The sequence below is a fragment of the Buttiauxella sp. WJP83 genome (assembly GCF_027594725.1).
Classification (GTDB): domain Bacteria; phylum Pseudomonadota; class Gammaproteobacteria; order Enterobacterales; family Enterobacteriaceae; genus Buttiauxella; species Buttiauxella selenatireducens.
This window is the reverse complement of record NZ_CP110080.1, coordinates 1,773,507-1,787,814: the sequence shown is the minus strand read 5'-3', so window position 1 is coordinate 1,787,814 and position 14,308 is coordinate 1,773,507. Positions and strand designations below refer to the sequence as shown.

At 49.2% G+C, this 14,308-nt stretch carries 10 protein-coding genes; 5 read left to right on the top strand and 5 right to left on the bottom strand.

Annotated features, from left to right (window positions below; genetic code table 11):
• A complete protein-coding gene (locus tag OH773_RS08305) occupies positions 1-636 on the top strand; it encodes a hypothetical protein (RefSeq protein WP_270144735.1) in 636 nt (211 codons plus the stop codon).
• Positions 637-768: 132 nt separating this feature from the next.
• Here the strand turns inward: OH773_RS08305 and gntT are convergent, their stop codons facing one another.
• Positions 769-2,085: a gluconate transporter gene (gene gntT / locus OH773_RS08300; RefSeq protein WP_270144733.1), complete on the bottom strand. Its 1,317-nt coding sequence runs from the start codon at positions 2,083-2,085 to the stop codon at positions 769-771.
• Positions 2,086-2,528: 443 nt separating this feature from the next.
• Between gntT and OH773_RS08295 the strand changes: the two genes are divergently transcribed.
• Entirely contained in the window at positions 2,529-4,064 is a 1,536-nt protein-coding gene (locus OH773_RS08295; RefSeq protein ID WP_270144731.1) for an EAL domain-containing protein, read from the top strand.
• A gap of 52 nt (positions 4,065-4,116) precedes the next feature.
• Here the strand turns inward: OH773_RS08295 and OH773_RS08290 are convergent, their stop codons facing one another.
• Positions 4,117-8,667 (bottom strand): autotransporter outer membrane beta-barrel domain-containing protein, encoded by a 4,551-nt coding sequence (locus OH773_RS08290; protein ID WP_270144729.1) that lies wholly within the window; start codon positions 8,665-8,667, stop codon positions 4,117-4,119.
• 672 nt (positions 8,668-9,339) lie between these two features.
• Between OH773_RS08290 and OH773_RS08285 the strand changes: the two genes are divergently transcribed.
• Both OH773_RS08285 and OH773_RS08280 read left to right on the top strand, forming a co-directional pair.
• Positions 9,340-9,615: a DUF1471 domain-containing protein gene (locus tag OH773_RS08285; protein ID WP_270144727.1), complete on the top strand. Its 276-nt coding sequence runs from the start codon at positions 9,340-9,342 to the stop codon at positions 9,613-9,615.
• Positions 9,616-9,848: 233 nt separating this feature from the next.
• Positions 9,849-10,052: a hypothetical protein gene (locus OH773_RS08280; protein ID WP_270144725.1), complete on the top strand. Its 204-nt coding sequence runs from the start codon at positions 9,849-9,851 to the stop codon at positions 10,050-10,052.
• Between the two features lie 69 nt (positions 10,053-10,121).
• Here the strand turns inward: OH773_RS08280 and tet are convergent, their stop codons facing one another.
• Positions 10,122-11,297 carry a Tet(A)/Tet(B)/Tet(C) family tetracycline efflux MFS transporter gene (gene tet, locus OH773_RS08275; RefSeq protein ID WP_270144723.1) on the bottom strand — a complete coding sequence of 392 codons (1,176 nt, stop codon included), beginning with the start codon at positions 11,295-11,297 and terminating at the stop codon, positions 10,122-10,124.
• Positions 11,298-11,362: 65 nt separating this feature from the next.
• On the opposite strand from tet, the gene tetR reads away from it, so the two are divergent.
• Entirely contained in the window at positions 11,363-11,989 is a 627-nt protein-coding gene (gene tetR / locus OH773_RS08270; RefSeq protein WP_270144721.1) for a tetracycline resistance transcriptional repressor TetR, read from the top strand.
• 519 nt (positions 11,990-12,508) lie between these two features.
• Here tetR and OH773_RS08265 read toward each other — a convergent pair.
• Positions 12,509-13,651, bottom strand: a complete 1,143-nt coding sequence (locus tag OH773_RS08265) for a hypothetical protein (protein ID WP_270144719.1) — start codon at positions 13,649-13,651, stop codon at positions 12,509-12,511.
• Positions 13,652-13,909: 258 nt separating this feature from the next.
• Positions 13,910-14,254 (bottom strand): Arm DNA-binding domain-containing protein, encoded by a 345-nt coding sequence (locus OH773_RS08260; RefSeq protein WP_270144717.1) that lies wholly within the window; start codon positions 14,252-14,254, stop codon positions 13,910-13,912.
• Positions 14,255-14,308: the final 54 nt, after the last annotated feature.

Genomic DNA, 14,308 nt, shown 5'->3' with positions numbered 1-14,308 from the left:
ATGGAGCGCGACGAACTGAATCGAGTACTGGCCTGGTTGGATCTGCAAAATGATGCGGTGTTTAATAAAATCCCACCGGAGAAGTACAGCTATTACCTGGATAATGCGCTGAAAGCCGGTGAGGATGCTGCTGAAAAATTTGCCGGACAGTCAATTCGCGAGCTGTATCAACAGAACCATATTGATATTAAGCTCGATAAGAGTGATGGCCTGTTTTTTACCGTTCAGTTTCGCGCTCAGTTTGAATTTAGTGAAAAGAAAAACATCCGACGCGTAACACTGTATCAACCTTCACTGGAAAGCCTGCAATCCTGTTGCAGGCTTTCACTGGAAAAAATCATCGACATTCATCTGGCGCACGAGTTTTTCCATTTTCTGGAATACAGTCGCAAGAAACCGGTCAGCGAAACGCTGGAGAAGGTTTGTAATGTCGCGCTTGGCCCATTCCGTGGCTACTCTACCGTCGCGGCAACATCAGAAATTGCAGCGCACCGCTTTTGCCAGTTGCTAAATGGTCTGGAATATTACCCGACGTATTATGATTTTCTCTGGCTGGTGAAAAGCGGCAAGCAAACGGAACATGAACTGAATGACCTGTTTAACAGGTCGCGGCAAATAATAGAGCTCATTCATTAGATCTAACAATGAATAAGGCGACCATTACCCGGCGCACCTTGCTGATGATGAGGTAAGTCCGGCAGCGCAAAGCTTGCCGGACTTATAAAACCGTATTCCGGGTAAACGGGAGTCTACCCGGCTTGCTTCACATTACACGACCATACCCAGCAGCAGACACCCTACGAGGCCGCAGACAGAGATAATCGTTTCCAGCATCGACCAGGACTTGATGGTCTCGCCGATAGTCAGGTTAAAGTACTCTTTGAACAACCAGAAACCCGGGTCGTTAACGTGAGAGAAAATCACGCTACCGGAACCAACCGCGATAACCATCAGTTCAGGGCTAACACCCGTGGTAGCGATAAGTGGAGCAACGATACCGCCTGCGGTGATTGCTGCCACAGTTGCAGAACCCAGCGCGATACGGAGTACGGCAGCAATAGACCAGGCCATTAAAATTGGCGATACGTTGCTGCCATGCATCATCGACGCAATGTATTTATCCACGCCGCTGTCTACCAGAACCTGTTTAAATGCACCGCCGCCGCCGATGATTAACAGCATCATGGCGATGATTTTGATGGAAGAACCCAGCGTTTCGTTAATCTGATCCATGTTACGGCCACGGTTCAGACCGAAGGTGAACAGTGCGATCAGAACCGCAATCAGGGTTGCCATTACCGGGTCGCCGAGGAACTCTGCTACGGACAGGATCACGTGGCCTTTTGGCAGCACCATTTCTGCCACGGCACGCATCGCCATCAGCACTACTGGCACCAGTGAGGTCCAGACGCTGACACCAAAGCTTGGCATCTCTTCTTCGGTGAAGGTTTTCGCGCTGTACAGACCTTCCGGGATTGGCTTGTCGATACCTTTCAGGCAGCGAGCGAAGACGGGACCCGCCAGGATAACCGTTGGAATCGCCAGAATCGTACCGAACAGCAGGGTTTTACCCATATCCGCGTGGAAGATGGTCGCGATAGCTGTTGGACCCGGGTGTGGCGGCAGGAAGCCATGGGTCACGGACAGCGCAGCGGCCATCGGCACACCGACGAACAGCAGCGGGATGTTTGCCGCTGCAGCGATGGTGAAGACCAGCGGCAGCATCAGCACGAAGCCGACTTCATAGAACAGCGCGAAACCGACGGTAAAACCGGTTAAAACCACCGCCCACTGAATGTGTTGTTTACCAAATTTGGCAATCAGCGTGGTCGCGATACGTTGCGCGCCGCCGCAGTCTGCCAACATTTTGCCGAGCATGGCACCGAAGCCCATGATCAGCGCCAGGCTGCCCAGGGTTCCACCCACACCCGCTTTGATGGAAGCGATAACTTTAATTAACGGCATGCCTTGCATTAAACCGACCGCAAGCGCCACCAGCACCAATGCGATAAATCCGTTCAATTTGAAGCGGATCATCAAGAGCAGCAACAAGATAACACCGATAGCAACAATGACTAATGGCATGAATAACCTGACCTGTATTTGTTATGGGTAACGTCATTTTTGAATGACAGTTTAATTTTTCCCAATTGGGAATTTTTCGTATTAACAGCACCAATACTGGTCACCTTCGAAACTTTTCAGTTTAGTCGGTAGTTATAATTGTGATTAAGTGCCCATACACATGATACGGGTAACATTATAATGTTGAGAATCACCCTGGCGTGCAAAATGTGAATAATGAGAAGTAACTCACATTCTAAAAATAAGCGGGACGGGTAAGCATTACGCGCCTTTTTTATACAATTTTTACCCGTTTACCATTTCAATATGACATGTCTTTTTGTATGGGTTACTGTGGCAAATGTGAATAGTTTCATAACGAAATCAATTCATAAGATCTATTGGGGGATCTGTGGTGTTACAACCCGTGTTGAACGTTCAAACTGTGATGTAGAGGGAATTTCATGCCGTTTGGTATGTTAAAAAAGCGTCAATTTAAACACCGGCTGGTTCGCGCCATTCTTGTTGGCTCGCTTTGCATTCTGCTAGGGGCTATCAGTACTATCGGGCAGACGACATCGAACCTGAAGCGGACTACCATGATGCGCATGGCCCATGCCCAACGTCTGGCAGAAGGCGCTTTGGACAGCGCCAATCAAGCAGCCACTGCGGTCATAGAAGACCTGGGTAAAGAGTGCATCTCCTCTGTGTTGTTGCAACTCAGAATGCAAGTGGCTTATTACCAGACTGTCCGCAGCGTCAATCTGGTTCGGGGTAATCAAATCTATTGTTCATCCCTCTATGGACATTATGCAGAGGAAATTAACTTCGATAGCTATACCGATGGCACGCTTTTTCTCGTGAACGACAACAGGGTGAAGAAGGACCAGAAGCTCATTATCTACCGGAAGGTTGTCGGTAAAGACAGTATTGTGGTGAGGTTATACGGTGACCATATTCTCTCTGAACTCAGTGTGTTGAGTATTGATTTACCCCTGGGCCTGATCGTAGGCCAACAGCAATGGCAGCACCAACAGACGCCCTCTACCCAGCTCATCTCCCCCGACATGCCAGGCTATATGGAACTGCCATCGCCCCACTACCCTTTCAAGATTGTCGCGGCCATTTCCCCAGCCAATTATCTGAGCTATATCTGGTATTTCTCCAGATTCAGTTTATTCGCCTGGGTATTACTGAGTGTCATCCTGGGTTTTGCGGTTTTTCGTTGGTCAGGACGCGCCATCTCGCCCGAGTATGAGTTACGTCAGGCGCTGGAAAATCAGGAGTTCATTCCCTATATCCAACCGGTGGTATCGGGACAACTGATGAACGAAACGGGATGCGAAGTGTTGATGCGCTGGGAGCACCCCACGATGGGTATTATCCCCCCGGATAGTTTCATCCCGATGGCTGAAAACTGTAATCTCATCATCCCCATGACTCAGGCGTTGATGACACAGGTCCGCAAGCAATTTTCCCCCATGGCACCGCTGTTACCGCAGGGCTATCATTTCGCTTTCAACATTACCGCCAGTCATTTCAGGGACTTCAATCTGGTGGAAGATTGTCGGGTCTTTATCAACGCCTTCAGTGAAAACCCTATCAAGCTGGTGTTGGAATTAACGGAACGAGAGCTGCTGGTGATTGATGAAGTGACTGAACGATTAGTTAAAGAACTACATAAACTGGGGGTTATGATTGCCATCGATGATTTTGGGACCGGCAATTCCAGCCTGAAGTATTTGCAACATATCAACGTTGATGCCCTCAAGATCGACAAGAGCTTTGTCAGTAAAATTGGCGTTGATACACACTCCGTTCATATTATCGATAACATTCTCGATTTGGCTGCCCGCTTGCATCTACAGACGGTAGCGGAAGGGGTGGAAAATGAACAACAGGCATCCTATCTGAAAGCGCGTAACGTCACCTTTCTGCAAGGATATTTATACGGTAAGCCTGTACCGATGGAAGATTTTGCCCTGCAATTTTATTCCTGAATACGCATCCTCTTTTCTGTTAAGGGGCATTGCCGCCCCTTTGTACCGACTCTTACCAGGTGTAACGAACGCCGACCAACGCCGTGCCCGCACGGTAATCCTCAGAACCGGCTTCTAAGCCCACAGTCCCCCATACGCTGACCGATTTGTTAATCTGCCCTTGTACACCGAACTTCGCTTCGAAACGATCATCCGGAAGATCGTCTTGTACCGTGACGCCATCGAATGTCATGCTTTGCGAACCAGGGCCATGCCACCAGTTTGCTTCGCTGTACAATTTCAACTGCATATTACCTTCCGTCAAATCATGACTTAGACGTACCCCCAGTCGGGTCGTCGTCGTTTTATCCGACATATCCGATACCACGGTACCGGTATGCTCGGTGTAAGTATCCGACTGATAATTTGAGTGAATAATCTGCGCTTGCGGCTCAAGGAACGTCTGCTCGCCAACCTGGAATGCGTAACCGGCTTCCAGTGAAACCGACAGGTCTTCCGAGTCGTAATTCTCACTGTCCAGGCCTTGCCCTTTCACTTCGTTATCGAACTGACCATACATCAGCCAGGTGTCGACATACGGCCCGGTCCGGCCATCGGCCTGCCCGTACCAGGTACCATACAGACCCACGCTGTAGCCACTGACTTCACCGTCTGCCGTGATGCCTTCCTGGTTTTTCGAGTCGTTACGGGACGAAGCATACTGCCCCATCGCCCCCGCACGGAAGACGCCATCCCCTCCGTCGCTGATACTCAGGAAATCGCCACCGCCGTGAATAAGAGAATACGACTCAGACAGCTCCTGGCCGCCTGCACCGGTACGCTCAGTGCCACCTCCGGCAATACGCACCCATACGCCTTCTGATTCAGGGGCGTCCACTGCAATGCCTGGGGTTTGACGGTCATGCATCGTGTGGGTCTGCAGTTTCGAGACAATATGTTTGTTATTCAGGTACGCGCCCACTTCCGGGCGATAATGGGTCATATCGCCTGAATCAGAACCTGATGAGGTAAGATACCAGTCATCTGCTTCGCCACCATTACCCCCTTGAACCAGTTGATAATCATAGGCTCCGGCAGCAATCGAATCGTAACCTGAACGATAACCGTCAGATTCCGAGGACAGATAGAACGCATCGTCCGTCGTCGCCCCATTAATGGCATCGACAACCAGGATCCCCTGGTCCGTCTGCGCGCCTTCTCCCCCGCCATGACGAATAACCAGCCCGGTATCCCCGGTAGCCGTACCGCCATCAATCACTATTTTGTCGGACACTGAATCATCGCCACCAAAAACGGTGTAGAGCTCAACCGAACCACCTTCGCCGACCCAGTTGTTGACGGTTATTGTGCGCCCTTCCGTCAATGTACTATCCGTCATCACAGCAGGCCCGACAGGTGCCCCGAAGGAGATATCACCCGCCAGCGTCAAAGTGTCTGCCGTTAAGTCAGCACCGTTCAACTGCACCTGGCCATCCTGCGCGACAGACATATCATTCACCTGCTGGTCATAACCATTCAGGTCAAGCACGCCGCCCGTCACAGAGACTTCGCTGCTGCTGGAAAACGCGTTTTCCACATCAGTACGCAATACCCCACCGGTGACAGTGGTCGCCCCCGTGTAAGTGTTTTCGGCTGAGAGGACCAAAATTCCCTCCCCCGACTTGGTCAAGCTTTTGCCATCCCAACTCTCGGAAGTCTCGCCGGACTGATCGGCAAGAACCGTATCGACTTCAAATCCGGTACCTTCCTCAACGGTGAACGAGCCACTGCTGCCGGAGTCCCAGGCCAGGTCAAAGCTGACACTGTAATCTTTGTTATCCGATGATAAAGCGGTGGACCCTATCAAATAATCCGGAACACCCGAAATTTCAGCGCCAGGGGTGATGCCCCCATCTGCATGAATTATCCCGTATGACTTACCGGTCAGCTCGCTGGAACTGACCAGTTCGCCATCCTGTTCCACAGCAAAACCTGAGATAGCGATTTCACCATCAAGCGTTGCCGTACCCGTGACATTCACGACAGGGGCGTCGTCATTCAACGTAACGGCCAGGGTCGACCCCTCCTCCTGCACAAGATCGCCCCCCACATTCAGAGTCGAACCGCCTTGCCCGACATCCGTAGTGGCTCCACTTTGGGTGGTGTAATTGCCGGTCGTGCTGAATGTGGCGATCTGCGAGGCATCCGCGCTTTCATTTTGCACGAACACCAGCGTTCCCTGTTGCACGTCCACGCTATCCACAGATGAACCGGATCCGGCGAGCGTCACAGTGCCGTCGGTCGTTTTGGTTACATCACCGCCCTGTATCTGCCCGTTCACGGTCCCAGACTGGAAATCGTAAGTGCTGGCATATACCGTGGCGTCTGTCGCCAGCGTACCGCCGGTAAGCTGATAAGTGCCGACATTCATCGTGCCACTCTGCACCGTGCCGCCGGACTGGTTCAGCGTAGCCTGAGTTTGAGTCGTGCCCCCCAGGTCCAACGTCCCGTTGGTGACAGTCGTGGTGTTATTGATATCACCCAACGTCCCTTCGCCGCTCAATTGCAGCGTGCCACCATTAACCGTCGTGCCGCCGGTATAAGTATTCGCCGCTGACAGAACCAGTAATCCATCACCTTCTTTGGTCAGGCTCTTGCCATCCCAGCCGCTTGCGTAAGTGACAGACTTATCCTGATCTGCCAGTACCACATCCACATCGAAAGCCGTACCTTCTGCCAGGGTAAAGGTGCCTGTGCCCTGTTGCGCACCGCCGTCAGTCCAGGCCAGTTTAAAGCCAAGGTTGTAGTCGGTTCCGTCTTCAGAGAGATAGCCTTTGGAGACCAGGTAATCAATGCCGTCATCCGTCGGTGTCGATTGATTATCGAAATCACCGTTGATGGTGTTATCGGTGTCGATCAGCACAAATTCATGCGTTGTCGCCGAAGAGGACGTCATGATGGTGTCACCTGCGGCAAAACCTTCAAACACCAGGTTGCCATCAAGCGTTGCTGAATCTGCCGTGATAAGCGGCCCGCTGGCGTTGGCGTCCAGCATGACGTTGAGTGTCGCCCCCTCATTCATGGTGAAGGCGTTATCGACAACCAGAGAGGAATCAGAGTCGATAGTCAGCGTGCCATTGCTACCGACCGTGGCACTGCCTGTCGTGACTGCCCCTCCATCAAGGATGTTGAGCATTCCCTGCCCATTACGGCCGATCATGAGTTCATTCGCATTATTCCAGCTTGAATCCGCACCGCTCACTGTTACGGTGCCGGATGCCCCCTGATCAAGCCCCAATTGCGCGCTGTCCGTCGTTAACTGGCTGCCACCCGAGATATTAATCACCCCAGTACTGGTGGACCCGTGCCCGACAGACAGTTTTACAGCGGAAACCTGGCCGCTATTGGTAATATTGAGCTCCCCGTAGCCTGATTGCCCAACAATAAGGTTGCCCTGATTCGTCCAGGTCGAATCGTCAACATTGACTGTCCCTGAGCCGTCTGATTGGGTGTAATTACTGTCATTCCAACCCAGTGAACTAAAGCCATTAGGATCAGTATTAGTCGTGATTAGTTGGCTGCCATCCGAGAGATTGACGACGCCTGTTCCCCCATCCCCAACATAGAGGCTTGTAGAGGAAACCGTACTGCCGCCTGATACATTGAGCACACCTTCCGCAGCGTCAAGACCTGCAGTTTCGTCCTGGCCTTCGTGGCCAATAAGAAGATAACCCGTGTTATTCCAGGTCGAGCCATCAGTAACGTTGACGGTACCGGATGAACCGGATTGATGCCCAATAGCCCCATCCCCATTGGTGAGGGTACTACCACCCGAGATATTGACCGTACCGGTACCTTCGTACCCAACATAAGTCCCTCCAGCGGTAACGATTGCGCCCTCAGTGATATTGAGAACCCCTTCCCCTCCTTCACCGTTATTGCTGGCACCACCGCGCCTTCCCAGATAAATATTGTCGAGGACCTTAAGTTCCGAGCCGCTGCCACTCACGTTTACCGTGCCGGATGAGCCATCGTAGTTACCGATAGAGAGATACCCGCTTTCAACATAACCACCATTTGATACATTCAACTGCCCAGAACCGTAGCTCCCGACGGTGATGAAATCTTCATTGTGTATCCAGGATGAGCCATCGCCGCTGACGTTTACTGTGCCCGAAGTTCCTGCCGCATCGCCGATAATGGCGTTGTATGTTTTGGCACCATCCACAACCCCACTGACCAAATCGCTACCCTCGGTGATGTTGAGAGTTCCATCGACCGTCACTTCACCGTAGGTTTGCGTGCTGCCATCATTCATGTCCTTCGTGACACCCTGCGCCACCACCAGATTGTTATCCTCTGCCAGGTCAATCGCCAGCGGAAGCAATGACACTGAGGTGCTCGCGTAAGTAGGCAAAGGAACCAGCAACCCAACAGCAATAGCCTGGGCAATGAGCGTTTTTTTCAGGGAACGCGAGGATGTTGTACCGGGAACATTTTTCGACGCAACGGCTTCAGTGGTCATTTGGTCTGATCGACATGAGCAGGAGGACGCATACTCAGGTACGGCCATCAGCATCCCGCGAGCTTTATTAAAAATCAGTCGATAAAGAAACTTATTCATAATTGAACCTTTTCTGGAGTTCGTTATTTTTTTGCATGAACGGGTTGTTATTCATTTAACAAAAAGGATTAAACGGCTTAATGGCAAGCCAAATAGACAGACGGTGGATGCCATAATATTTATGGTTGTGATATGTGCAGGGATTTATGATAAGTCGTCGGAAAAACAATACGAAGGCGTCATTTGTTTATTTATGACTGACAAATTTATTCTCAACTCCCAAAAAACGTATTTAGTGTTTGACATTATTCTCGCGTGAAACAACGGCCCGATTATTAATGATAAGTTTCCATAAATGATTTAATGATTCTTAAACACGTAATGCCCCTGATGCTGCGGGGGAATATGAACATCTAGTGATTAATTTACGAGTTAGAGTCTTTGATTAAGGCGAAAGGAAAATGCAGAGTGTAACCGCGCGACAGCGATTCAACGTCTGATGAAACCGTGAATTTCAGGCATAAAAAAACCACCCATAGGTGGTTTCACGACACTGCTTACTGCATTGAGCACAGAAACGGCAAAGACATTTGAAATCACCGACTGGGTACTGATGGGTATAAAAGTGAGCACAATTCCATAGTTTTTTCACTATCCCCTCTAAGCATCTACACTTTAAAGTGCTAATTGATTCTGAGCTCTCAGCAGCTTGAGGCTTACGAGGAAGTAATGATGAAAAGACTACTGTGTTTCTCTGTAGTAGTGGCTCTTATGGCACTACCGATAGTGACCATGGCTGCAGCCACATCTACGCCAGCCAAAGAGTTAGCACCTGGAACCACTCATCAGCAACAGATCGGTACGATCTCTGCCTGGGGAGATTCCTCTGATGATGTAGAGGCTTCCATTGGTAGAGAAGCCACTCATAAAGGTGCGACAGGTTATAAAATAATCTCTGAGAGTAACTTTGGTGACCAGACATACGGAACTGCAGTCCTCTACAAATAGTATTCATCCATAATGTAGAACTCAGCACGGAATGATTGACAACGAGGTGTCGCTACCGCCTCACTGGCTGCCAGACTTGGATGCCACTTCCTGGCTATTGATACAACACTTTGATATTTCGGTTCTCTGTCTGAGAGTGAAATAATATCGTTCAGTGTTTTTTGAACCATACTTACTACAGCTTCATATTCATTTTCTGGTTTGCCCAACATAGGCCAATACAGGAGAAATGCATGCAGCTAGTAAATAACAAGTCTATTGTGTCTTCCAAAGATCTAGATTTTATTGCATTAAGTTTTGCCCGGATGCGCTCTCAGGGTCGATACCTTTGTCCGGATGCAATCACAGGAAATATGGATGAAAGTTGCAAAACGTTGTTTCTCAAACATTATGCAACCTGCTATGAGCTGTTACAGGAAAAAGCCTCAGCGATGTAATCATTAACCGGGTAGTGAGAGCTACCCGGTTCTGGTGCTTACAACAAGGCCTTGATTACCTCTAGCCATTTATAGTCCGCTTTTGCGTCGTATGAACAACATTGGCAGAACTAACACATAAAGCATTGCGGCTAATGCCCACACCTTACCGGGGGCCGTTAACTGAGTCATATCGTACAGCCGGGTAACCAATAACGGCCCCGCTATAGCTCCCAGACTATTAATGCTACTAAGTACCCCTTGCAGTTCACCCTGCCTTTCATCGCTTACACACCGGGCCATCATTGCTTGCAGGGCAGGAACTGCCACCCCTCCCAGAGCAAACAGTGGCAACAGAGCAAATGGCATCCATCCCTCCGCTGCGATGGACAAAAGAAGTAAACCAAGGGCATCGCAAGCCAGCCCGCACAGCAAGGTATTTCGCTCTCCTAGCCATTTCACCATGGGGGCGATGGCAAAGGCCTGTGCGAGCGCATGGCATACTCCGTAGCCAGCCAGAGACAGACCTGCAATAAACAAACTCCAGCCATAACGCCCCTGTCCGTATAGAACCCACAGCGTGGCCGGAACCTGTGAAACCAGAGTGACAATCAGAAACACCCCAAGTAACGGAGCCATGCCAGGCTGAGTGCTTAGATTAGATAATCGAGTAAACATCGGCTGACCTGTAGATGACTCAGCCGTTTTGCCGGGATGTTTTGACTCTTGCAACAGGATGACAGCCATTATCAGGTTGATCCCGTTCATCGCAGCCGCCCCCAGGAAAGGAGCGTACAGGTGCCACTCACCCAGCAAACCACCCAGCACAGGCCCCGCGATAAACCCCACACCGAAAACCGCACCAAGCAGGCCAAACCTTTTAGCACGGTCCGAAGCTGGGGTAATGCCAGTGACATAAGCGGTTGCAACGGCCATGTTCGCCCCCGTTACCCCAGCAATAATGCGCCCGATATACAGCCACAATAGTGATGGAGCGGCAGCCATTAAAAGGTAGTCTGCCACCGCGCAGGCAAGTGAAACGATTAATACAGGCCGACGCCCGAAGCGGTCGCTCAGAGCCCCCAGCATTGGGGCGAACAGGAACTGCATCAGGGCGTAAGTGGCCAGCAGAGCACCATAGTGAATACTCCCCACGTTCTCTCCGGCCAGTGACCGTAATAATTCAGGCAGCACGGGCATAACCAGACCAATTCCGACCGCATCCAGAAATACTGTCGTTAAAATCACACTCAACGATTTATTCAAAATAACTTCTCTCTATCAGTGATAGAATGGGATTCTCTCACACCTTCTCTATCGGTGATAGATTTATGACTAAGAAAGCCGTGACGCCCCCCCGTCTGACCCGTGAAACGGTGTTGCGTGGTGCGTTGGACATGTTGAATGAAGCAGGTATTGACGGCCTTAGCACTCGTCGTCTTGCTGAAAAACTGGGTGTTCAGTCTCCGACCCTGTACTGGCATTTCAAAAGTAAGGCTGAGCTGATGGCGGCGATGGCAGAAACCATCATGTTTGAGTGCCATCCGAATTCACTTCCCGTGGATGGAATGCCGTGGCAGGACTGGTTACTCGCAAACTCGGTCAGCTTTCGCCGCGCTCTTCTGGCCTATCGTGATGGCGCACGCCTGCATGCAGGAACCCGTCCACGTCAGGGGCATTTTGGCGCGATTGAGGCCCAGGTCACACTGCTGTGCAATGCAGGTTTTTCCCCTCAGGATGCCGTCGCTTTGCTGATGATGCTGGGAAGATTTGTTGTGGGGTGGGTACTGGAAGAACAACAAACTGAAGAACCAGATACGCAACCGGAAGCGGATGAAAATCACTATCCGTTGATGGTTAAAGGATGTCGTCTACTTCAGGAGATGAACCCGGATGAAGTTTTTGAACATAGCATCCGCATGATTATTGTCGGTGCTGAAAGACAGCGTGATAAATAATCAGCACAGATTTTCAAATGTACCTTTGAAAAATGTTACGGAAGATACCGTACACAGACGGGAGAACCGTCAAAACGTTACCAGGGGATACTGGAGATAAAGAAGGGAGTTTTGCATTGAATGGCTCAAGTTAGCACTTCATTGCACCCTGTGAGCACAGGATATGCACAGGGCGTGAATTTCAGGCATAAAAAAACCACCCGTAGGTGGTTTCACGACACTGCTTATTGCTTTGATTATTCTGATGTTTCCCATGGTGCCCGGGGCGGGAATTGAACCCGCACAGCGCGTACGCCGAGGGATTTTAAATTCTACGCGGATACTGTGTGTTACATAGCAACTCATAGCAGTGCTTTGCTAATGCAGACTATCCCTCTTTGCAGTAGTTTGCAGAAAGCATATGGTCGGGGATAGCGTTGAGCACAGACGGACAAAATCACCGTCTGAGCCTCTATATGCCTCATCTTTAAGCCAGTTAAATCTGTAGACAATGCTCGAAACTACCTACAGTTTGGTAAATCAATCGATAACAGCGGCCTGCTGTGCATTACCTTGCCCATCCAGAGTAACTGCGAGTCGTAATTTTCCATTAGAGGATAGTATTTTACGCTGATTATCTCTTAACTTAAGGTGGCTGCTTTCGAAGCATTGCTGATTTAGATCAGATATGCCTTTTATCGTTCCAAGAGTATTGGTTATATAGTATTTTCTATGATCGAGAATTTCTTGGCTATTGAATCTGGCGTTTGTTAGAAATGAACTTGTTTTTACATTTACAATTTTAACTAGTTCAGTGAGCTGATTTTCCCACTTCGACGCCTGAAGATCGAAAATGCTAAATTCTTTTTTTGTTGGATCAATACACGCTTGTATATATGCAAGTAGAGATGCAACTTTCAGTAATAAGTTTCGTCTCTGAATCAATGGAGTTGTATTCTCTACAATAGATTTAAGTTTACTATAGGTGTCACCAGTTCCAAATCGGTCAGAGTCTTGTAACTCATCTGCATTTATAATGAGTATTTTTAGTTCAGAAAACAAAATAGATTGCCATTCATACGCATCAGCAACAGTGTCCTCAATTTTGTTTTTGATTTGCAATGAAATCTCATAATCGAAATCACCAGCTCGAAGCTTTTCTACAATTCCTTCAAGGTATAGGATTCGACCTTCAATTTTAGCTAATTGATTAGCTTCCAGCTTTTTATGAAGTAGATCTACAGAAGATTTAATGTCAGCCAGATTTTTATTTATGTCCGCCAGGTGAGCTTGAGCAACCATTAGGCTTATTAACTGGAACGAGCCAGTAGCTAACTGTTTCAGCTTACCCGCTTCAACAATCCGGCCTTTACCCGCTATCTTGCCACTTTCATGCACTGCATCAGCAAGAGTTTCACCTGCCTTTGTTTTCATCATGGTGAGTGAGCCATCTTTGAGACCCTGCTGAATCTCAGGCTTAAACACCAACTCAACTGTACGACCATGTGTACTAATAGCCCCTTGGCATGTCTGAGCAACCAACGAACTTACTTTTTTCAGATCATTGGAATTAGTAATCGAGTACAGAGTGTCCTCAGGGAAAGTGTCGCAGGTAGTTGCAAAAACAACTGGTACACCTCGTTCATCATAGAGGGTACATTTTTCATTGTTTTCATTATTCATAAGTATCCTTAACGAAAATGCCGACCGTGTTTTTTCTTTCGCTGGCATGTTATCAAACAGACATCTCTTTACAAACAAATTAGGGAGGCAGTTTACAGCACACGACCCACTCACATTCTCCTTGTGTCTTGATACATCAACTGTTTTAACATAATGATGTCAGTATCCCGGTAATCCGAACCATTCCCTTTTGGAGATCTTCCGGTACCACCACGCCACTATTGGATAGACGATGACTTCCTATAATACAAACCATTTCTATATCAGTGTGATGGGATGGCAAAACTCACTGATAGTGGATTCAGACCGGTAGTTATCACGCTCAGTTTTCAGATCTTGCCTCAGCGCAATGACTTCTTTATGCCGACGCACTATCTGGCGGGCCGTTCCCACATCGACCTCGGGGAAGCGACCGATGCCAATACTTTTTTTGGTGCCATGGAAGGTGTGGCGCAGCAGGAGGCGTTTGTTGCCGGTGCCTCCTGAGAGGCATTTAAGCTCGATGACCTCGGTATCGGACACTTCAAGCTCGGTTGAACGGGTATCGGTATTGACGGGAAGGGTTTTAATAGTGGCGTTGGTGAAACGGAAGAGTTTTTGCATCGTTATCCTCATGTATCTTACTGATATCATGAAAATAACATGTAAATGAATTGA